Below are 19,678 nucleotides of genomic sequence, written 5' to 3'. Positions count from 1 at the left end.
CTCTCCAGGTGCACACTCCCTGCTTTAAAGCTCTACCGCTTCAAAGCCGGAGGAGTAGCGGATTGATGAATAGGGGATTCGGTGTATCGACGACAACTGTTACCGGTAACATCGGTTTTTTGAAAGGCTAACGACCCGGTTCGGCGGTGTCAAAGCAATAAAGGCCGCTTGCGACTAACGTCCAGGGCCTGGCGGTTTACTCTTCGAGCGCCCAGGCCACCGCTTTTTGCGCATGCAGTGCGGTCGTATCAAACAGCGGCACGGGGGTGTGCGTCTGGTCGACCAGCAGCGCAATCTCGGTACACCCCAGCACCACGGCCTCGGCACCCTGCGCCTTTAAAGTATCGATGATTTCGAGATAGCGTTGGCGGGACGCATCAAAGATCTTGCCGCGGCAGAGCTCTTCGAAAATCACCCGGTGAACGCTTTCGCGCTGACCTTCATCGGGAATCACCACGTCGATACCGTAGCGCTGTTTGAGGCGCGCCTTATAAAAATCCTGCTCCATGGTAAAGCGCGTGCCCAAAAGCCCTACGCGGCTGATGCCGCCCTTTTGACACTGCTCGCCGGTGGCGTCCGCTATGTGCAGAAGCGGAATTCGAATCGCCTGTTCGATAGCCGGGGCGACTTTGTGCATGGTGTTGGTGGCCAACAGCAAACAGCCTGCTCCGGCCCCCTCTACCCGTTTGGCCGCCTCGGCCAGGTGCTTGCCTGCACCGTCCCAATCGCCTGCGCGCTGAAGCGCCTCGATCTCGGCAAAGTCGACGCTCAACATGGCGATCGAGGCGGAGTGTAAGCCCCCAAGCGCCTCGTTGACCCCCTCGTTCAGCGCTTTGTAATAACTTTGGGTGGATTCCCAGCTCATACCGCCCAGCACACCGATCGTTCGCATATCGCCTCTCCCGCCGTTGAAATGGATCTGTTGTATTGGATCATTTGGCTGCAAATTAATTAAGCATATACGTCCTATAGCGGGTTTTCACTAGCTTCATGATGGGTGAGGGACTACGTTTAGAGCATGTTAATATTCGAGAGCGCCATTCCTTAAAAAGGTGGCGCTAAAGACGATTGTTAAGACCAGGAGCCGTTTTGATGAGCGATAGCTACACACCGCCACGTGTTTGGGAGTGGGAACCCGGTAACGGGGGCAAATTCGCGAATATCAACCGCCCGACGGCGGGCGCCCGGGAGGAAAAACCGCTGCCAGTTGGCAAGCATGCGCTCCAGCTTTATTCGCTGGCCACGCCCAACGGCGTCAAGGTGACCATTCTTCTCGAGGAGCTTCTAGAAAAGGGCATCAAGGCAGCCGATTATGACGCCCACCTCATTCAGATTGGCGAGGGCGATCAGTTCGGCAGCGGTTTCGTGGAGGTGAATCCGAACTCCAAGATTCCGGCGATGATGGATCACAGCGTTACCCCGCCCCAGCGGGTATTCGAGTCGGGCTCGATTTTGCTGTACCTGGCCGAGAAGTTCGGCGCCTTTTTGCCGACTGACCCGGCCAAGCGTACCGAAACACTCTCCTGGCTTTTCTGGCAGATGGGCAGCGCACCGCTTCTAGGCGGCGGCTTCGGCCACTTTTACGCCTACGCGCCGGAAAGCTATCAGTACCCGATCGACCGCTACACCATGGAAGTGAAGCGCCAGCTCGACGTACTCGACCGCCACCTGGCGGACAACCGCTACATGGCCGGTGACGAGTACACCATCGCCGACATGGCGATTTACCCCTGGTACGGGGCACTGGTGAAAAACCGGGTCTACGAAGCGGCGGAATTCCTCCAGGCGCACACTTACAAAAACGTGATTCGCTGGACCGAGGAGCTCGACGAGCGCCCGGCGGTCAAGCGTGGCCGCATGGTCAACAAGACCTGGGGCGATGAGAGCGAGCAGCTTCACGAGCGCCACGACGCCAGCGACTTCGAGCACAAGACCCAGGACAAAGTGTAAGGATCGACCGCTTACCCATCGCACAGCAAAACGGCCCTCGAGAGGGCCGTTTTGCGTTGAGAACCCACCAAAATGTTAGCGCCTTTAGTGCGGACCGCGAACGTCTTGAAGGCTCGTGCGCTCGCCGGGGCTTTGGCTAGTCACCACCGAGAGCGAACCATCGGTTTCCAGCACGACCGCCGCGGCCTCGTTCATGTGGGCAAGCCCACTTGCGCGCACCGCCGAGCGTACTTCGTCGGCGGTCACCCGGGCCTTGTAGAGCGCGTCTACCAAAAGCTCGCCTTGATAGAGCAGCATCAGCGGCTCGCCGGTCACCGCTCGCTTGACCCAGCCCACCCGCACGCTGAGCCAGGTAATCAGGTACTGAAGCGCAATCAGCAAGGCCAGGGCCAGCGTGCCTTCGGCCAGTGCCACGTCCTTGGAGAGCAGCACCGTGGCAAGGGTCGAACCCAGCGCGACCGTCACGATCATGTCGAAGGCGTTCATCTTGGAGAGCGTACGATTACCCGAAATACGCAAAAAGACGATCAGCACGAAGTAAGCCAGTACACCGACCACCAGCGTGCGTACCAGGCTTTCCCAACCGCTAAAAAACATCATGTCCATACGTAATACGCCGCCGTTTTCGATTCATGGACGTTGAGTGTAGTCACTCGATCCAGGACCGTCAGTGGGGATTACTTCGGACTCATTGTGGGTCGGCCTGGCGCTTTTGGTACTCACTCCACCACTCGGCGTAGGAACTGTTTTTAGGGGCGCACTCGTTCTCGTCCGGCGCACCGTCGTCCCACCAGACCGGGCCGCGTTCGCCCAGCGCCTCTTTGGCGCTTTGCACGTCGGCCCGGGCTTTTTTCAACGCCTGCTCGTCGTCCTGGTCCTTGGCGGTTTTGACCGCGCGACGCGCCTTCATCAAGGCGTTGACGTGCTTTTGCTCTTCGTCCTCGTCCAGGCGCGGGTCGGTACAGCGCCAAAGCCGGTTTTTGGCCACGAAGTAGCGGCCATCCGGGGTATGAGGAAACGGCGCTTTTGGCATACAACGGCCCTCGTCAGATACGGCGTTGGCGACGCTTCAACGACCTAGAAACGCTTGGTCAGCGTGATCGAACCAATGGTGTCGTGGCTGTCCTGCCCGTCGAACTCCCGGGTCCGCTTGAGCGCGGTGTAGTTGACCTGCCAATCGTCGTAAGCCAGCGCCAGCCCGGCGGAGGCGTCGGCTACCCACTCCTTGCGATCGACCGAGTGGCTCGACGAGAAAACGTTGCCGTCTAGGGTCAGGTTATGCGCCATGTAGTAGCCGTCCACGTTGGCGAACAGGTACCACTGCCAGCCGTGGGTGCTTTCAAACTGCCCGCGATTGCCGGGGTTAGGCGTAATCGTGGGCACGCCACTGGCATCATCGCCCCAGCGCACGCCGTAGCCCGCACTTGCATAGGTATAAAGGTTACCCAGCGCCGCGCCCAGGCTCGGGCCGTGGGCGAACTGTTTGCCGGCCAGCGGCATGTCGATCCACCACTGGCGACGCAGGGTCGCGTTGGCGATCGGCTCATCGCTTAGCTGGTTGTCCCAGCCCCGCGGCCGGTCGCTATCGGTGATGCTATGCACTTCGCGCTGAATGCTATCGGCCTGGGAGGACGGCCCTACCAGGCCTACGTCCAGGTGCAGATCCGTAGCCCGGGTAATGTTCTGGGTAATGGGTGTGTCTTCGTAAAACGACATGCCACCAAATACCAAACCGGCATAAGGCCGGTCATCCTCGATCAGCGTGGGTACTTCGATCAGTTCCGGCGTATAGATCTGATGCACCAGCCGAAACGCCACCTGGTCGGCCTGGCCGATGACGGCATCGGGCAAGGCGGTGGCCATGCGCTGAGTCCAGCTTTCGTTGCCCGGGGCGTAACCGTAGTTGAGCTCGAAACCGCTGGTAAAATGGTTGTCGTCGCTACTGGCGAGGCCGTCGTTTTCGATCTTGAGCGTTAAGGCGCTGTCGCTGGCCGCGGCGAGCGGTGAGAGCAGCAAAAGCGAACCGGCAATAGCAAAGGCGTTCCGCCGTTTGGCAGAAGATACGTTCATGTTTCGTTCCTTGAGGCGTTCGGGGACCCGGTAAGCGTAGACGCTTATATACATTTTTGGCTGTATGCTACTAAAAATTTATTTAGCGCGCGCACTTTTCCCTTCGACGGTTTCAGGCCCGCGTCAATCCATTGAGCATGATAGCGATACAAGCGGCGTCTTAGGCTCTGTCTGAAAAGTGCCTGCGCTCGTCGACTTTTCAGACAGACCCTAGCGCTCGCGAATCAGCCAGTTCGGGGTGACTTCGTGCTGCCCGGCATCGTTGGTCACAAATAGTGAGCCATCACTGATCATTATAGCCCAGTTGATCGCTCGGGGAAGGTCGGTGGCCACGGCCGCAAGGGCCGACTCGGGCAGGGTTGCCACGTGTAGATTCTTGAGCGAGGCGACGCCTGGCAGGACCTTTGCCTCCCACTGGTCCGTTCGCCCGTAGGCGAGTAGCGAAACGCGCTCGGCGCGGCGCGAACACCAGGTCAGGCGCTCGGCGTCGGGCTGGCCTACCTCGATCCAGTGAAGCACGCGGCCATCCAGACTTTTCTCCCAAAGCGCCGGTTCGTCTACGTCGGAAAGCCCGCGACCAAAACCGAGCGCTTCGCTATACCAGAGAACAAAGGCCAAAAGGCGCGCACACAGGCGCTCTTCGGTTTCGGAAGGATGCCGGGCCACGGTGAAACGCAGCGTTTCGAATACGTTGCGGTCCAGGTCGGTCAGGTTCAGATCCACTTTATAGGGGGTCGCGCTTAAAGCCATTGAGGTCGTCCGGTTTAATGTGGCCGTTAGTGTAACGGATTTGCGCCGCCCTCGCGCCGCTTCCAGGCATGGCGCGCGCAAACCATGGGTCGCTTTATACGGGAGGTATTAAACCAAGGTCGAGTGTTTCGTGTCCGGGGTCATGCTCTACCATGCAAACACCACAATGTTACCGATAACATTTACCTGCCGATGGCCCAATACAACTGACCCTGGAGCAAGCTCATGGATGGATGGACGCAAACGATGTCGGCGGGCCCCTTGCTGGGAATTGCCGCAGTAGCCGTTTTGCTGCTTCTGCTGCTGATCATCAGGTTCAAGGTACACGCCTTTTTGGCCTTGATCGTCATCAGCTTTCTCACCGCCCTTGCGACCAACATCCCATTTGATGCCATCGTGCCCACCCTGGTCGACAGCTTCGGGGGAACGCTTGGCGCCGTGGCGTTGCTGGTGGGCCTTGGCGCCATGCTTGGCAAGCTGGTGGAGCACTCTGGCGGGGCGCGCGTGCTGGCCGACAAGATGATCGAGCTGTTCGGCGAGCAGCGCGCTCCCTTGGCGCTGGGCGTCGCATCGCTGCTGATGGGGTTTCCGATTTTCTTCGATGCCGGCTTGATCGTCATGCTGCCAATCATCTTCGCCGTCGCGCGTAAACTGGGCGGTCCAATTCTACTTTACGCCATGCCCGCCGCCGCGGCGTTTTCGGTGATGCACGTGTTCCTCCCCCCGCACCCGGGCCCGGTCAGCGCCGCCGAGTACTACAACGCCAATCTGGGGCTTTTGATGCTTACCGGGGTGGTCATCGCCTTGCCGCTATGGTGGGTGTCCGGCTATATGTGGGGCAAAATCGTTGCCAAACGTCACCCTTTCCCGCTAGGCAAGGCGCTGTTTGGGGAGGTCAAGGATGAAGAGATCACCAACCCGCCGGCGGTAGGCACGATCCTCTTCATGCTGCTGCTGCCGCTACTGCTGATCTTCATGAATACCGGCCTCGACTTCCTGCGCTCACTCGGCGCGGTCGACAGCGGCCAGGCGTGGTTTCAGCTATTACGCGCCCTGGGCAGCACGCCCGTGGCGCTTTTGATCTCGACGCTGGTCGCCATGCTGGTACTGGGGCACCGCCGCGGCGTGGAGGGCAATGCGCTCGAAAAAGTGCTGGATTCGTCGCTGGGGCCGATCTGCTCGGTGGTGCTCATCACCGGGGCTGGCGGCATGTTCGGCGGCGTTCTGCGCGCCTCAGGCATTGGCGATGCGCTCTCCGGCTCGCTCAGTGACCTGGGGCTGCCGGTGATCGTGGCGGCCTACGTAATCGCCGTCATCATGCGCCTGGCGCAGGGCTCGGCCACGGTCGCACTGGTCACCGCGGCGGGTCTGATGGCCCCCGCTGTCATCGGAGGAGGCTTCACGGATATGCAGGTCGTCGCCATCACCATCGCCACCGCGGCGGGCTCGGTGTTTGCCGGCCACGTCAACGACTCGGGCTTCTGGCTGGTCGGTCGACTGCTGGGTATGGATGTCAAAACCACGCTCAAGACCTGGACGGTCCAGCAAGCACTTGAATCGCTGGTCGGCTTTATTCTCGCCTACCTGATTTTCCTGTTGTTTTAAAACCATTTGCCTACCAGAGGCGAGCCGCTGCCCGCCTCTTCATCATGTCTTGCTACGCTCATCGTTTAATAAAGTGGCGTTCGCAAGTGTGGCTTTCTCATGATTCGGCTCGCGCCAAGCTTCCGCTAACGCCCCTTCATACCAGGCCCGCATGGCGGGAAGCGCCAGCAATCGATCGACGTATCCGCGCGAGCGCTCGCTTAGCGGTAATCCGAATGTCTGTACGCGAAACGCGACCGGGGCGAAGAAAGCATCGACGCCGCTAAACTGCTCACTGGCTAAAAAGGGGCCGCCAAAACGCTCGAGTCCCTCTTGCCACAGCGCATCCAGGCGCGTCAGATCCTTTTCCAACGCCGCTGAAAAAACGTTTGGCTTAACGCGCACCCCACAGTTCATCGGGCACTCGCCGCGCAGCGCACCAAAGCCGCTGTGCATTTCAGCGCTTGCCGAACGTGCCCAGGCGCGGGCGGCGCGGTTTTCCGGCCACACGCCAGGATGAACCTCCGCCAAATACTCGATAATCGCCAGCGAGTCCCACACCGGGCCCGCCTCGTCATCAGCGGTCACCAGGCAAGGCACCATTGCCGAGGGCGAGAAGCGAATGAAACTGTCGTGGCTCTCCCCCGCACCGCCTTCAAACGGCGTAACGTGTTCGTTAAAGGGGATGTTCAGGGCCGTCATTAACACCCAAGGGCGAAGCGACCAGGAGGAGTAGTTTTTATTGGCGATATGAAGATCGTACATCGCAGCACCACGCATTTAATGAGAAAGCCTTCGAGCATAAAAGAGGGGTGACCCTTGGGCCACCCCTTAATAACGGTGCGAGCGTTAATGAAATTAAAACAGTGAAATTAGAACAATGTAATTAGAACTTTGCGGGGCGTTTTTCGACGAAGGCGCTCATGCCTTCTTGTTGCTCGGCGCCGGCAAAGCAGAGGGCGAACAGGCTGGTTTCCAGCGCCAGGGCGCTGTCCAGGTCCTGATCCATGCCGTCGTGCACCGCCTGTTTGGCGGCGCGCACCGCCTGGCGGCCGTTGCCCTTGAGCTGTTGGGTGAGCTCTTCGGCGTAGTTTGCAAGCTCCGCCTGGGGCATGACGCGATTGACCAGGCCGATACGCAGCGCTTCCTGGGCGTCGATCTTGCGCCCGGTGGTGACCAGGTCCATCGCCAGGGCGGGGCCGACCCGACGCGGCAGGCGCTGGGTGCCGCCAAAGCCTGGAATCACGCCCAGTAATACCTCGGGCTGGCCGAACACGGCGTTATCGCTTGCCACCGCCCAGTCGCAGGCCAGCGCCAACTCGCAGCCGCCGCCCAAACAGAACCCGTTGACCAGCGCCACGACCGGTACCGGCAGCGTTTCAAGGCGCTTGATGGTCCCCAGCGCCTGTTTGGCGAACGCGCGCGCCTGCTCCGGGTTCTTGTCGCGCATCTCGGTAATATCCGCCCCGGCTACGAAGGACTTCTCCCCGGCGCCGGTGAGCAGCACCAGGCGAAGGTTGGTCTGGCGCTCGAGGGCGTCAAGATGCGTTGCAAGCGCTTCGAGCACCTCGCCATTGAGCGCGTTCAGCGCCTTGGGCCGGTTGATCCTCAGCGTTACGACGCCGTCGTTGTCGTTTTTTTCAATTACCTGTTCGCTCATGTTGGCTCCTTTTTATTAGGGATCAGGATGGGTCGCCATCGACATCCATCAGGCAATCGAAACCCGCTTCGATCACCGCGCGCTGGGCCCGACCGACCGGCAGCCATTGGGTAATGACGAAATGCGCGCTGGCAAGTTTGGCCTTATAGAACGCATCGCTACTTTGCGCGCGGGTAGCAGCAAGCGCCGCCTCGCCCATCTGCCAGGCGCAGAAGACGTGCCCGGCCAGGTTCAGAAACGGCGTGGCGTAGGCCTGAACCGCATCGACACCGCGCTCAAAATCCTTGCCCTGCTCGAGCACGATGGCCATCGCCACGCGCAGATCCTGGGCGCCCTGGCCGAGCGCTTCACCCAGATGCGCCAGGCTCGCGTCATCGCCCAGGGCGCTGGCGGTTTGCTCGACGCGCTCGATCAGGCGCGTAAGCGCTGCGCCGTCGTCGCGCTGGAGCTTGCGCCCGGCCAGGTCCAGCGCCTGAATACCGTTGGTGCCTTCGTAAATGGGCGCGATGCGCACGTCGCGCAAAAGCTGGGCCGCCCCGGTCTCCTCCACGTAGCCCATGCCGCCGTGCACCTGAATGCCCAGGGAAGCGATATCCACCGCCTGGTCGGTCGAGAAGCTTTTGACGATGGGAATCAAAACGTCGATCAGCGCCTGGGCGGACTCGCGCTCGGCGGGCGTATCGCTGCGGCGTGCAATATCGAGCTGGCCGGCGCAGTAAAGTGCCAACGCCCTTAGCGCATCGGTACGCGCGCGCATGGAGAGCAGCATGCGCTTGACGTCCAGGTGCTCGCTAATCGTGGACTCCTTGCCGCCGCGGGCGCTGGAAAGGCGCCCCTGAACGCGTTCCTGGGCGTAATCCGCGGCGTGTTGGCAGGCACGTTCTGCCACGCCAATGCCCTGAATGCCGACCTTGTGGCGCGCTTCGTTCATCATGGTGAACATATGGTTGAGCCCGCGCCCCTCTTCACCCACCAGGTAGCCAATCGCCCCGCCCTGCTCGCCGAAGCTGAGCGTGCAGGTCGGCGAGCCGTGAATGCCGAGCTTGTGCTCGATGGAGGCGCAGGTGACGTCGTTACGCTCACCGAGCGAGCCATCGTCATTAACGAGAAATTTGGGCACCAAAAACAGTGAAATGCCCTTGTTGCCTTCCGGCGCATCGGGTTTGCGGGCCAGCACCAGGTGAATGATGTTTTCCGCGGCGTCGTGCTCACCCCAGGTGATGTAGATTTTCTGGCCGCTGATACGGTAGTGATCGCCTTCGGGAACGGCTTTGGTGCGCACCTTGGAAAGATCCGACCCGGCCTGGGACTCGGTCAGGTTCATCGTGCCGGTCCAGCGCCCTTCGACCAGGTGGGGCAGGTAGGTCACCTTGAGCGCGTCGCTTCCGTGGTGGGCCAGGGCCTCGATCGCGCCAGCGGTGAGCATGGGGCATAGACCCAGTGCCATATTGGCGCCGTGAAGCATTTCCTGCACCGCACTGGCCACGACTTCAGGCAGGTTCTGCCCGCCTAAAGCCTCGGAGACGCCGATGCCGTTCCAGCCACCTTCAACGTAGGCCTGGTAGGCGCTGGCAAAGCCTTCAGGCGTGGTGACACTGCCGTCCGATTGGCGCGTGGCGCCCTGCTGGTCGCCTACGCGATTTAGTGGGCCCCAGACATCGCCGGCCAGTTTAGCGGCCTCTTCGAGGACGGCTTCGACCAGATCCGGCGTGGCCTCTTCAAAGCCGGGCAACGCCAGCGAACGATGCGCCAGCATCTCTTCAAGTACAAAGCGCAGATCGCGAACCGGCGCGACATAATCCTTCATGGCAACCCCTCAACCCAGGTGAAGTAACGTTTGAAAACGCGTAATCGTTAATTACAGCATGGTAGTCAAACGAGCGTTTGCACACTATTCGCCCAAGGTATCACACACTCTGGATTCACCGGTGCCCTTTACTGGCTTAAAGCGTCGGCACCTGGGGGCGATGAACGCTCTCGACATCGTCGTAGTAGGTAATGTGCGCTTCGTCCTCGGCCGGCGGGCCCACCATCGGCTCCGCCACGCCCACCTCCGGAACGACCTGGGAGAGGTCCTCCAGGTGCTCGTGCTCCAGCGCCCCTTGAACCAACTCCTCGGTGACGATCAGCTCGGCGCCAGCGCTGGACATCGGCGCTGTTGCGGTAAACGGCGCCACCGGTAGCGGTGCCGGGCGCACGCTTCGCCGCCAGCCAAAGAACAGCAAAAAGAACAGGCTCATGGCGCCGAACGCCCAGAAAAGCCCGGCGTCGCCAACAGACGTCATCACCGGGGAAATCAGTAGCGGGCTCAAGGTCGCGCCGATGGAGTTGATCAGCAAAAGCCCTTGGCTCATACGCACCAAAGCGCCGGCGGGCGCCCGGTCGGCGGCGTGGCTCACGGCCACCGGGTAGAAGGCGAACACACCACCGCCGAGCAAAAACAACAATACGGCTAGCACAGGGGTCGAAAGCGTCAGCCAGAGCATCGCACCGGAAATCACGATACAGAACGCGCTGATACCGATCAGCACCATTTGCCGGTCGTGGCGGTCGGACCAGCGGCCAATGGGATATTGAAGCAGCATCGCTCCGAGGATCAACACGGCCATCATCTGGCCGACCTGGCCCACACTCATGCCGATGCGTTGCAGGTAAAGCGGTAAAAGCGAGTAGGCAGCGGCCACCACCATGCCCGAGCCAAGGCTACCCACCACGCCCGTGGGGGTCATGGTAATCAGCCGGTGCGGCGGCAGCGGTTCGGCGTGTTCGATCAAGGGGGAGACGCGGGGAATCATCGCCATGGGCAACACCGAAAGCGACGCCAGCATACCGATCACCATGAAGGGCGCAGTCACGCCCATGGCATTGGTCACACCTAACAGAAGCTGGCCCACTACCCCGGCGGCGTAGAGCGAAATCATATAAAGGGCGAGTAGCCGGCCGCGCACCTTTTGATCGCCAGCGGTCAAAAGCCAGCTCTCGATGACCAGATAGACGCCCACCGTGGCCCAGCCGCCGATCAAACGCAGTACGAACCATGCCCAGGGGTCGAAGAAAAGCCCTTGCAGCAAAACGGTCACGGCGACCAGCGAGGCGAAGCTGCCATAAGCGCGAATATGGCCAATGCGCACCAGCAGCCGGTCGTTGAACATGGCGCCAAACGCCAGGCCGATGAAGTAGGCCGACGACACGACACCGATCAGCGTCGCGGATTCGCCCGCCGCGTCCAGGCGAAGGGTGATCAGCGTGGCCAAAAAGCCGTTGCCGATCCCCAGAATGAAAAGCCCCAATAACGGCGCAAGCGCCATAGCCAACAGTTGCCGCGACATGCCCACCTCACCTTGCCTTGCCATAATGGTATTGAGTACCGTACCGGCCGTTTCTTTGCCGGTACACACACAGGGCAAGAAAACGGGCGCGCAATTATTGCGCTCGGCGCTTTAAAGTCAACGCTTTTTATATCGCATGTTAACTATCGGCTGAGAGAGCACGTCCTTTATCCACTCCGACGCGGCGTTTACGGTAATATTGCAAGGGTGCAAGTACTACCTGGCTCGCCGGCCAATGATTAACTGACACTCAGCGACCAGGCTGGCGTATCATCCTGGGTACTGATCAAGAAAGCCCTGGATCACGATAATCTTTTCAGGAACGTATTAAGGAAGGTGGCATGCTGACAGGCCTGGACCATTTAGTAGTAACCGTAACCGACATGGGCCGCGCCGTGGATTTCTACTCCCGCGTGCTCGGGCTCGACGTGCGCTACCGCGACGCCCAGCGGGTGGACCTGATGCTGGGCGATACCGCGCTTCGCCTGCATCAAACGGATACCGATATCGCGCCGATTTCCGCTACGCCCACGCCGGGCAGCCTGGACTTGTGCCTGCGCTGCCAACTGCCGCTGGAGGAGTTCATCGACCACCTCGAGGCGCTTTCCGTCGAGATAGAGCTTGGCCCGGTACAGCGCCAGGGAGCGAGTAGCACGATCGAGTCGGTGTATCTGCGCGATCCGGACGGCAACCTGCTGGAAATCTGCCGCCCGCTGGGACGTTGAACCGAGAAGGCTAAGAAAAAGTTACTCTCCACCGATGATACCGGTTGTCATTCGCGCTATCATAGCGCCTTCAAACCACATCGCCGAGATGCTGGACACCATTGTTTGTAACAACATTTGTAACAACAGGAGTACCCATGCAAGATGACAACACCCCACTGAACGGCGATGTCGTAGGCAGCGAAGCACAGACAGGCAGCGTCGCCAAGAAGCCCGACACCACCTTCGTCATGGTGAACTATGCCCTTTATCTCGCCGGTTACGTCACCGGTGGTTTTACGATGCTGGTGGGGCTGATCATCGCTTATGTCTATCGCGGCAAAGGCCCCGAATGGCTCGATGAACACTACCGCTATCAAATCCGTACCTTCTGGATCGGCATGGTTTACAGTGTCATCTCATTATTCTTGTTCTTATTTGTCATCGGCATACTCATGTTAGTACTACTCGCGGTCTGGATGATCGTCCGCATTGTCGTCGGTTTCAAGGCGCTGCAGGAAGGACGCGCGCCTTCCAATGTCGATACCTGGCTCATCTGATCCATGCAGGACGAGGATCGCGGTACGCGGCGCGGGGCGCTACAGGCGCGCGTGATCGCTTGGCTATGGAAGACTCTTTCCCGGCGGCGCTTGACGACGCTCTGGCGCGTGGCGTCGCTGCTCGGCCCTCAGGTTTACCGTTTTAGCAAGCGTGAGCGCCGCGTCACCGAGCTCAACCTCAACGAGGTCTACCCTTCTGCTACGGCCAAAGAGCAAAAGCACCTCGCCAAACAGAGTCTCAAGCACTCCACGGCCACCATGCTGGAGCTTGGCTTCGCGTGGATGGCCGCGCCGGAAAGAGTCGCCGCATCGATCGTCGAGGTGCACGGCCGCGACAAGCTGGACAGTGCCCGAGCCGAGGGGCGTGGCGTAATCGTACTCGCCCCCCACTTTGGCAACTGGGAAGTGCTCAACTTCTGGCTCTCCAGCCACTTTCCCTTCACTGCCATGTACGAGCCCCCCAAGATCAACGATCTGGAGCCGATCATTCGCCACGGCCGCGAGCGCATGGGCGCAAGCCTGGTACCCACTAACCCGCGCGGCGTGGCGGCCCTATTGAAGGCACTCAAACGCAGCGAGGCGATCGGTATCCTGCCCGACCAGGAGCCCAACTGGGGCAGCGGCGTTTTCGCGCCGTTTTTCGGCCGGCCGGCCTATACCGCGACCCTGCTACCCAAGCTCGTTGCCCGCACCCAAGCGCGCGTCGTCACCGGCGTAGCACTTCGCGTGCCGGGCAAGGGCTTCGTGATCCACTTTTTGGATGCCGACGAGCGCGTCTACAGTGAAGAGGACGTCACATCGGCCACCGGCGTCAACGCAAGTGTCGAAGCCTCGATTGCGCTCGCCCCGGAGCAGTACCAGTGGGAGTACAAGCGTTATCGCAAGGTCGTCGAAGAGGCCCAGGGCCTTAAAAACGTCAAACAATATCGCCTTTACTGATACCCGCCACACCCGCTAACCCTGCTCAAGGCGCCGGCGCGCCGAAATCTTCCTGCAACCAGTGACGCAGCTCGCTCATTCGCGGCGCGCTATGGGGATCGTCAAGTGGCGGAAGCGTGCCATCGATAAAGCCGCGGGCACGGAAGGCGTCCAGCAGCGCCGGATCCTTGCTGAAAACGTGCACCGGCACCGCCGCACTTGCCTCTTCACCGGTGATCAGCGGCGCCGGCTGGTGGTCACCGAGAACGATCAAGAGCGTGTCGTCGTCCACCACGCGCTCGGCAAAGCGCCCGGTGGTTTTGACCGAATAATCCACCGACCAGCCGTAGTGGTCGCGAATACGCTCCAGATCCTGCCAGAGCACCTCGGGCGGGTCGGCGGCCTTTTCCCAAGGGGTGAAAATCCCACCGTCGCCAATCATCGACCAGTTCTCGAGCACGGGTAGTATCGGCGTCCAGGGGGCATGGCTCGAAATGAGCGTGATCTGGGCAAAAAGCGGGGCATCGTCGAGCTGTGTGCGGGCAACGTAATCCAGGGTGAACTGATCGGGCATGGTCACCCAGTTGAGCATCGGCCCGGCGTAGGGAATATTGCGCGCGGTTTTGATCTCTTCGAACCCGTAGGCGACGCCCTCGGGCCAGGCAAGCGTAATGGCGGGCATGACGGTGAGCGAGCGCTGGCCGGTCGCGTGGAAATCGTCCACCAGGGTGGAGTGGCCGCTATCCAGCATGAGCCGGTACCAGAGCTGGTTATCGATCCACCGCCCGCTCAATACGCTGGCGTGAGCAAGCCAGGACTGGCCGCCACGGATCGGCGCCTCTAAAAGACCGGAGACCACGCCGATATCACCCGCCTGCAAGCGCTCCTCCATTTCCTCGAGCGTTGCTTGAATGAGCACGCCATAGCGCGGGTCGTCGAGCGCCGTCACCCCGTAGGATTCGATGAACGTTAGCAGCACGTTACGCCCGGAAAGACCCGGCAGTGGCTGCGCCTCGAGCGGCGCCTGCTCGAGCTGGTCTTCGAAGGCCTGCCGCGCCCGATGCGTGGCGGCTATCTGCTCGGCCTGAAAACGCGTGACATCGACCATCGGCAGCGCTGAATTCGCCAGCACCCGGTGGCCGTTATACGCCAATACGCCGAGCACGAGCGCGCCTGCCCCAACCCCCAGGACAAGAAGCCCCGGCAGGCGCCGTGACGTAAGCGAACGCCTGGGTGAAAGCAACCAGCCCACCAAAACGAGCACGCCCAAAAAGACGAACCCGCCCAGCAGCATTATGAAAACTGCGGCCAACTGGCCTACATTACCTACTAGCAGATGATAAATAGAGCGTAGCAGCGGAACATCGAGATACAGGTTGAGCGAGCGGCCAAACGCCGTATGGGTAGCGGCGCCGCCCAGGTTGGCAGCGCTGACAAGCCCCGCCCAGCCGACGATGAGCACCATCAGCAAGCGGCGCACGCGCCCTACCGGCATCAGCATCAGTAGCGGGGCCAGAACCCACGCTTCTAGCGCAATGAGCACTACGCCGGAAGCCTCGAAACGCCACCACAGGGGCGCGACGAGCAGAAAATTAAGCGCTAGAGCTGCGATTAAAAAGCGGAGCATGAATAGGTCGACACCCTGAAAAAACCTTTTAGGCGAGAAAGGCCGTAACACCGTATAGTTAACGCTGCGTTGACCGGACGGACATTAATCGTCAATCTAATATAGAGGTTTGAAATTCAAGGATAACGGAACTGTGCCTGGCAAAATAGTGGTAGTCAAAACACCAGGCCCTCCTATAGCAATAAAATACATTTAAAGCCTGGCTTTCGATTAATCAGGCCTTTATACGAAGGGAACTCACTCATGAAAGGTCGCCTTGGCGCGAAATGGATCGTGGCGTTGGGCGTGGTTAATGCCCCGCTTGTTCAAGCAAGCGACGCCCTGTTCGACGATGTGATCGCACGCGCTGAAACCCTGGCCGCAGCGCCTTACGAGCCGCCGAAGCCGCGCCTCTCCAGTGCCTTGAAGAACCTGAGCTACGATGCCTACCGCCAGATTCGCTTTGATCCCGAGCGTGCCTACTGGCGCGGAAACGATTCATTTTCACTACAGCTTTTTCATAGCGGATTTTTGTTTTTACATCCAGTGAAACTCAACGTCATCGACGGTGACAACGTCGAGCGGCTGCGCTTTACCAGTGACGATTATATCTACGAGGGTGAAGCTCAAGCACTGTTGGAAGACGACCTGTCCGGTAGCGACCACGCGGGGTTTCGCCTGCATTACCCGCTCAATAGCGAAGCGTATCACGATGAGGTCGCGGTCTTTTTGGGCGCCAGCTATTTTCGCCTGGCAGGGCGAGATCAGGCCTATGGGCTATCGGCGCGAGGGCTTGCCATCGATACCGGCGCCGGTGAACAGGAGGAGTTTCCCGAGTTTCGCGAATTCTGGTTCTTCAAACCCGATGACGGCGACACGACCCTGACCTTTTTAGCGCTGATGGATAGCCCTTCGCTAAGCGGCGCCTATCGCTTTACGCTCACCCCGGGGGAGCGCACGAACCTGGAGGTCGAGGCCGAGCTTTTCGCCCGCGACGATATCGATAAACTCGGCATTGCCCCGCTCACCAGCATGTTCGCCTTCGGCGACGTCACATCGAACCCGCCCGACGACTTTCGCCCCCAGGTACACGACTCCGATGGCCTTTTACTGCATACCGGGGGCGACGAGTGGATATGGCGCCCGCTCAGCAACCCGGACACGCTACGCCTTTCCCGGTTTAGCGACGAAGACCCGGAAGGCTTTGGCCTGATGCAGCGCGAGCGCGACTTCGACCGCTACCTGGACATGGAGACGCAGTACCACCGCCGCCCGAGCCAGTGGGTGGAGCCGCTGCAAGCGTGGGGCGCGGGCCACGTGGAGCTGGTCGAGATCTCGACCGAGGATGAAACCCACGACAATATCGTTGCTTACTGGGTGGCGGACGAAGCCTTGAACGCCGGGGAATCGCGAACGCTTCACTACCGCACCTACACCCTCGACGACGTCCCCGAAGCCAACACCCAAGCCCACGTGTTTCGCACCCGCCAGGGCCGGGTAGGGATCACAAGCGCTAGCGACTTGCGCGATGAACGCCAGTTCATCGTGGATTTCGAAGGCGGCGCGCTCGATGGCTTGAGTGAGGACGCAGACATCGACTTGACTATCGAGACCAGCACCGGCGATGTGCGTGAAGCGCACGTGTTGGCGCTGTCGGCTAACCGGTGGCGCGCCAGCTTCCGTATCCCGACCGATGCCGCCACCGACATCCGTTTACGGCTTGAATTGAACGGCGAACCGATTAGCGAAACCTGGAATTACGTGTGGTACCCCGATGTCTGAACAACTCAATACCGATGTTCGTATCCCCTGGCTTGGAAGCCGCCGCGCCTTTTACGCCTTCGCGGTGCTTGGCTCGAGTGCGCTAGGTTTTTTAGCGATGGCACGGGTCGTGGCCGATTTAGCCCTGGGCTGGCAAATCGCGCTGCTGACACTGTTCGTGCTCACCTTTGGCTGGATCGCGATGGCGTTTTGGGGGGCGGTGTGTGGCTTCGTCATCTGCGCGCTTCGCCTGGACCCGCTAACACTTCGCCGCCAGCGCCCGGCCCCGCCGAACGCCTACCGGCTGGTCAGTAAAACCGCCCTGGTGATGCCGATCTACGCCGAGCCGCCGATTCCGACCATTGCCGGTCTCGAGGCCACCTGTCGCTCGCTTTTGGGTCAAGCCAACGCCCAGGACGCAACACCTGATGAAAGCGGCGAAAACAAGCTTCATCCACACTTCGACGTCTTCATTTTAAGCGATACGCGAGATCCGTCCCAGGCCGAGGAAGAAGCGGCCCACGTTGCGGCGTTACAGCAACGCCTGGCCGGTCAAATCAACGTCTACTACCGCCGCCGCGAAAACAATGAAGGGCGCAAGGCGGGCAACATCGCCGAGTTCTGCCGGCGCTGGGGGCGACGCTATGACTTCATGGTGGTGCTCGATGCCGACAGCCTGATGAGTGGCGCCACGCTTTTGCACATGGTGCACCGCATGCAGCGTGAGCCCAATGTCGGGCTCATTCAGACGGTTCCCATTCCCGTTGGCCAGCACACGCTGTTTGGCCGATGCTTACAGTTGGCCTCGGCCCTTTACAGCCCGATGCTGGCCGCCGGACAAAGCTTTTGGCAAGGGGACGCGGCCAACTACTGGGGGCATAACGCCATCATCCGCACCCGCGCCTTCATGGCGCATGCGGGGCTGCCGGCCCTGCCGGGCAAGGCGCCCCTGGGGGGCGAGCTATTGAGCCACGATTTCGTGGAAGCCGCGCTTTTGAAGCGCGGCGGCTGGAAAGTACTGCTGGATACCGGCGCGACCACCGCCGTCTCGTCCCAGGCGCCGCCTACTGGTGCCAATCACAACAGCTTCGAGGCGATGCCCAGTAACCTTTTAGACTTTGCCAAACGCGACCGACGTTGGCTCCAGGGCAATTTGCAGCACCTTCGCCTGTTGACCGGCGCCGGCTTTCACCCGATCAGCCGCCTGCATTTTCTATTCGGCGCCTTCGCCTATCTCTCCTCGGTGGTGTGGTTGGGGCTTTTGGTGTGCACCAGCCTTTTGGTATGCGTTCAGGCCATGACCGCCACCCCGGGCCATGCCCTGCCCACGCCCCTCTCGCTCGGGCTTTTATCGGTCACGCTTTTCATGCTGCTCGCTCCCAAGCTTTTGGGATTACTGCTGACCCTCGTGCAGTCTCCCAGGGCCTTTGGTGGGCGCTTCAAGCTCGTCGCCAGCGTGCTGGTCGAGCTGCTCTTCGCCGCCCTCATCGCACCGCTAATGATGGCCTGGCACAGCCTTTTCATCTTCAATGTACTGCTGGGCCGCTCCGTTGACTGGCAAACCCAGCATCGGGGTGAGCGCTCACTAGCCTGGCGCGAGGCCTGGTGGCATACCGGCTGGATGACGGTATGCGGTGTCGCCTGGGCCGGGGTGATGTATCTCTTCTCGCCTCATGCGTTTGCCTGGCTGGCCCCGGCCTGGTTTGGCTTGATCGCCGCCGCGCCGATCGTCAAGTATTCAAGCAGCGGTACCTGGGGCGGGGTCATCAGCCACCGCCTGGGCCTTTTGAAAACCCCCAGCATTACCTTCAAGCCCGCGCTTTTGAACGACTTCGCCGCCCTAGGCGCGCGAAGCGGCGATGAGTACGCCCAAGAGACGCCGCTCGAGGGTGCCACGTATCCCCTGCCTGGCGAGCTTTTGGGGGATATGCCCCGCCAGTCGTTTCGTCGATTCGACAAGCAGCCAATCGTCGACGCCTCGGCCAAAGAGCCCCATTGATGGCGCACTCGCTGCTGCAAAGGCTCAAAAGCACCGGCGGCGTGGCGCGTTCACTAATCGTCTACTGGCGCCCTGGCCGTCAAAAAGGGCTAAGGCGCCTCTATCGCCCGTTCATAACGCCAGGCGAGGTGGCGTTTGATATCGGCGCGCACCTGGGGGATCGCAGCGCGGCGTTTCGAGCGCTGGGCGCCAGGGTCGTGGCCCTCGAGCCTCAGCCAGCACTGGCCAAGTGGTTTCGGCGCGTACTCAAACATGACGATATCACCTTGCTGTCGCTGGCCGCCGGCCCCGAGGCGGGCCACGCGGATATCGCGATCAGCGCCGCTAACCCCACGCTCTCTACCCTGGCCCATGAGTGGCGCAGCCAAATAGGCACGCATAACCCGGGCTTTCAGCGCATCGCCTGGGAGCAGACGCTGCGCGTCGAGGTGACCACGATGGACCAGCTCATCGCGCGTTTTGGGCTGCCCTGCTTTATCAAGATCGATGTCGAAGGCTTCGAAGCCGAGGTACTCAAAGGCCTTAACCACCCGGTGGCGGCGCTTTCGGTGGAATTCGTGGCCGGTGTATTGCAGGTCAGCCACGCCTGCGTCGGGGAGATCGAGCGCCTGGGGGACTACCGCTTCAATGCCGTGGCCGGCGAGCAGCGCGATTTTCGCTTTGCCGAGTGGCAAACGGCCGCAGCGGTGCGCCAATGGCTCGACGAAGGCGCCGACGGGCTCGCCTCTGGCGATCTATACGCCTGCCGAGCGGACCACCCATTGATGACCTCAAACGTCTAACAACA

General features: G+C 60.7%; 18 protein-coding genes. 8 read left to right on the top strand and 10 right to left on the bottom strand.

Annotated elements, in window-relative coordinates; all coding sequences use genetic code 11:
* Positions 1–196 precede the first annotated feature (196 nt).
* Positions 197–892 carry an aspartate/glutamate racemase family protein gene (locus ACWHRL_RS04595; protein WP_447895431.1) on the bottom strand — a complete coding sequence of 232 codons (696 nt, stop codon included), beginning with the start codon at positions 890–892 and terminating at the stop codon, positions 197–199.
* A 200-nt stretch (positions 893–1,092) separates the two neighbouring features.
* On the opposite strand from ACWHRL_RS04595, the gene yghU reads away from it, so the two are divergent.
* Entirely contained in the window at positions 1,093–1,950 is an 858-nt protein-coding gene (gene yghU, locus ACWHRL_RS04590) for a glutathione-dependent disulfide-bond oxidoreductase (protein WP_447895430.1), read from the top strand.
* A gap of 84 nt (positions 1,951–2,034) precedes the next feature.
* Here the strand turns inward: yghU and ACWHRL_RS04585 are convergent, their stop codons facing one another.
* The 4 genes from ACWHRL_RS04585 to ACWHRL_RS04570 all read right to left on the bottom strand — a co-directional run bounded on the left by ACWHRL_RS04585 (position 2,035) and on the right by ACWHRL_RS04570 (position 4,770).
* On the bottom strand, positions 2,035–2,556 hold the full coding sequence (locus ACWHRL_RS04585; RefSeq protein ID WP_447895429.1) for a DUF421 domain-containing protein: 522 nt from the start codon (positions 2,554–2,556) through the stop codon (positions 2,035–2,037).
* 82 nt (positions 2,557–2,638) lie between these two features.
* Positions 2,639–2,983, bottom strand: coding sequence for a hypothetical protein (locus tag ACWHRL_RS04580; protein ID WP_447895428.1), 345 nt, complete (start codon positions 2,981–2,983; stop codon positions 2,639–2,641).
* A 44-nt stretch (positions 2,984–3,027) separates the two neighbouring features.
* Complete coding sequence (locus tag ACWHRL_RS04575) at positions 3,028–4,020, bottom strand: lipid A deacylase LpxR family protein (RefSeq protein ID WP_447895427.1); 993 nt, start codon at positions 4,018–4,020, stop codon at positions 3,028–3,030.
* A 210-nt stretch (positions 4,021–4,230) separates the two neighbouring features.
* Entirely contained in the window at positions 4,231–4,770 is a 540-nt protein-coding gene (locus ACWHRL_RS04570; RefSeq protein WP_447895426.1) for a YaeQ family protein, read from the bottom strand.
* Between the two features lie 225 nt (positions 4,771–4,995).
* Between ACWHRL_RS04570 and ACWHRL_RS04565 the strand changes: the two genes are divergently transcribed.
* The gene (locus ACWHRL_RS04565) at positions 4,996–6,375 is read left to right on the top strand and encodes a GntP family permease (RefSeq protein WP_447895425.1); all 1,380 of its coding nucleotides are present in this window, start codon (positions 4,996–4,998) and stop codon (positions 6,373–6,375) included.
* Between the two features lie 42 nt (positions 6,376–6,417).
* Here the strand turns inward: ACWHRL_RS04565 and ACWHRL_RS04560 are convergent, their stop codons facing one another.
* From ACWHRL_RS04560 to ACWHRL_RS04545, 4 genes are all read right to left on the bottom strand, one after another.
* Positions 6,418–7,119 (bottom strand): glutathione S-transferase family protein, encoded by a 702-nt coding sequence (locus ACWHRL_RS04560; RefSeq protein ID WP_447895424.1) that lies wholly within the window; start codon positions 7,117–7,119, stop codon positions 6,418–6,420.
* A gap of 121 nt (positions 7,120–7,240) precedes the next feature.
* On the bottom strand, positions 7,241–8,014 hold the full coding sequence (locus ACWHRL_RS04555) for an enoyl-CoA hydratase/isomerase family protein (RefSeq protein WP_447895423.1): 774 nt from the start codon (positions 8,012–8,014) through the stop codon (positions 7,241–7,243).
* Between the two features lie 22 nt (positions 8,015–8,036).
* Positions 8,037–9,821: an acyl-CoA dehydrogenase gene (locus ACWHRL_RS04550; protein WP_447895422.1), complete on the bottom strand. Its 1,785-nt coding sequence runs from the start codon at positions 9,819–9,821 to the stop codon at positions 8,037–8,039.
* Positions 9,822–9,957: 136 nt separating this feature from the next.
* Positions 9,958–11,343 carry an MFS transporter gene (locus ACWHRL_RS04545; protein ID WP_447895421.1) on the bottom strand — a complete coding sequence of 462 codons (1,386 nt, stop codon included), beginning with the start codon at positions 11,341–11,343 and terminating at the stop codon, positions 9,958–9,960.
* 341 nt (positions 11,344–11,684) lie between these two features.
* On the opposite strand from ACWHRL_RS04545, the gene ACWHRL_RS04540 reads away from it, so the two are divergent.
* From ACWHRL_RS04540 to ACWHRL_RS04530, 3 genes are all read left to right on the top strand, one after another.
* Positions 11,685–12,068 carry a VOC family protein gene (locus tag ACWHRL_RS04540; RefSeq protein WP_447528082.1) on the top strand — a complete coding sequence of 128 codons (384 nt, stop codon included), beginning with the start codon at positions 11,685–11,687 and terminating at the stop codon, positions 12,066–12,068.
* 137 nt (positions 12,069–12,205) lie between these two features.
* Positions 12,206–12,607, top strand: a complete 402-nt coding sequence (locus ACWHRL_RS04535; RefSeq protein ID WP_447528081.1) for a DUF4870 family protein — start codon at positions 12,206–12,208, stop codon at positions 12,605–12,607.
* A gap of 3 nt (positions 12,608–12,610) precedes the next feature.
* On the top strand, positions 12,611–13,546 hold the full coding sequence (locus ACWHRL_RS04530; protein ID WP_447895420.1) for a lysophospholipid acyltransferase family protein: 936 nt from the start codon (positions 12,611–12,613) through the stop codon (positions 13,544–13,546).
* A 25-nt stretch (positions 13,547–13,571) separates the two neighbouring features.
* Here the strand turns inward: ACWHRL_RS04530 and ACWHRL_RS04525 are convergent, their stop codons facing one another.
* Entirely contained in the window at positions 13,572–15,152 is a 1,581-nt protein-coding gene (locus ACWHRL_RS04525) for an alkaline phosphatase (protein WP_447895419.1), read from the bottom strand.
* A gap of 243 nt (positions 15,153–15,395) precedes the next feature.
* On the opposite strand from ACWHRL_RS04525, the gene ACWHRL_RS04520 reads away from it, so the two are divergent.
* From ACWHRL_RS04520 to ACWHRL_RS04510, 3 genes are read left to right on the top strand one after another with little or no spacing between them, the layout of a single operon-like run.
* Complete coding sequence (locus tag ACWHRL_RS04520; protein ID WP_447895418.1) at positions 15,396–16,913, top strand: glucan biosynthesis protein; 1,518 nt, start codon at positions 15,396–15,398, stop codon at positions 16,911–16,913.
* Complete coding sequence (gene mdoH / locus ACWHRL_RS04515) at positions 16,906–18,891, top strand: glucans biosynthesis glucosyltransferase MdoH (protein ID WP_447895417.1); 1,986 nt, start codon at positions 16,906–16,908, stop codon at positions 18,889–18,891. The genes ACWHRL_RS04520 and mdoH overlap by 8 nt, the downstream gene beginning before the upstream one ends.
* Positions 18,891–19,673, top strand: a complete 783-nt coding sequence (locus ACWHRL_RS04510) for an FkbM family methyltransferase (RefSeq protein ID WP_447895416.1) — start codon at positions 18,891–18,893, stop codon at positions 19,671–19,673. Before mdoH ends, ACWHRL_RS04510 begins: the two co-directional genes overlap by 1 nt.
* Positions 19,674–19,678 lie beyond the last annotated feature (5 nt).

The sequence above is a fragment of the Vreelandella sp. GE22 genome, from assembly GCF_968212445.1.
The sequence above is the reverse complement of the archived record's forward strand: the minus strand, read 5'-3'. Positions and strand labels throughout refer to the sequence as shown.

Coding starts and splice junctions, on each gene's coding strand:
- ACWHRL_RS04595 (WP_447895431.1), bottom strand. CDS start 892: ATGCGAACGATCGGTGTGCTGGGCGGTATGAGCTGGGAATCCACCCAA.
- ACWHRL_RS04540 (WP_447528082.1), top strand. CDS start 11,685: ATGCTGACAGGCCTGGACCATTTAGTAGTAACCGTAACCGACATGGGC.
- ACWHRL_RS04555 (WP_447895423.1), bottom strand. CDS start 8,014: ATGAGCGAACAGGTAATTGAAAAAAACGACAACGACGGCGTCGTAACG.
- ACWHRL_RS04560 (WP_447895424.1), bottom strand. CDS start 7,119: ATGTACGATCTTCATATCGCCAATAAAAACTACTCCTCCTGGTCGCTT.
- mdoH (WP_447895417.1), top strand. CDS start 16,906: ATGTCTGAACAACTCAATACCGATGTTCGTATCCCCTGGCTTGGAAGC.
- ACWHRL_RS04530 (WP_447895420.1), top strand. CDS start 12,611: ATGCAGGACGAGGATCGCGGTACGCGGCGCGGGGCGCTACAGGCGCGC.
- ACWHRL_RS04525 (WP_447895419.1), bottom strand. CDS start 15,152: ATGCTCCGCTTTTTAATCGCAGCTCTAGCGCTTAATTTTCTGCTCGTC.
- ACWHRL_RS04570 (WP_447895426.1), bottom strand. CDS start 4,770: ATGGCTTTAAGCGCGACCCCCTATAAAGTGGATCTGAACCTGACCGAC.
- ACWHRL_RS04520 (WP_447895418.1), top strand. CDS start 15,396: ATGAAAGGTCGCCTTGGCGCGAAATGGATCGTGGCGTTGGGCGTGGTT.
- ACWHRL_RS04535 (WP_447528081.1), top strand. CDS start 12,206: ATGCAAGATGACAACACCCCACTGAACGGCGATGTCGTAGGCAGCGAA.
- ACWHRL_RS04550 (WP_447895422.1), bottom strand. CDS start 9,821: ATGAAGGATTATGTCGCGCCGGTTCGCGATCTGCGCTTTGTACTTGAA.
- ACWHRL_RS04510 (WP_447895416.1), top strand. CDS start 18,891: ATGGCGCACTCGCTGCTGCAAAGGCTCAAAAGCACCGGCGGCGTGGCG.
- ACWHRL_RS04565 (WP_447895425.1), top strand. CDS start 4,996: ATGGATGGATGGACGCAAACGATGTCGGCGGGCCCCTTGCTGGGAATT.
- yghU (WP_447895430.1), top strand. CDS start 1,093: ATGAGCGATAGCTACACACCGCCACGTGTTTGGGAGTGGGAACCCGGT.
- ACWHRL_RS04575 (WP_447895427.1), bottom strand. CDS start 4,020: ATGAACGTATCTTCTGCCAAACGGCGGAACGCCTTTGCTATTGCCGGT.
- ACWHRL_RS04580 (WP_447895428.1), bottom strand. CDS start 2,983: ATGCCAAAAGCGCCGTTTCCTCATACCCCGGATGGCCGCTACTTCGTG.
- ACWHRL_RS04545 (WP_447895421.1), bottom strand. CDS start 11,343: ATGTCGCGGCAACTGTTGGCTATGGCGCTTGCGCCGTTATTGGGGCTT.
- ACWHRL_RS04585 (WP_447895429.1), bottom strand. CDS start 2,556: ATGGACATGATGTTTTTTAGCGGTTGGGAAAGCCTGGTACGCACGCTG.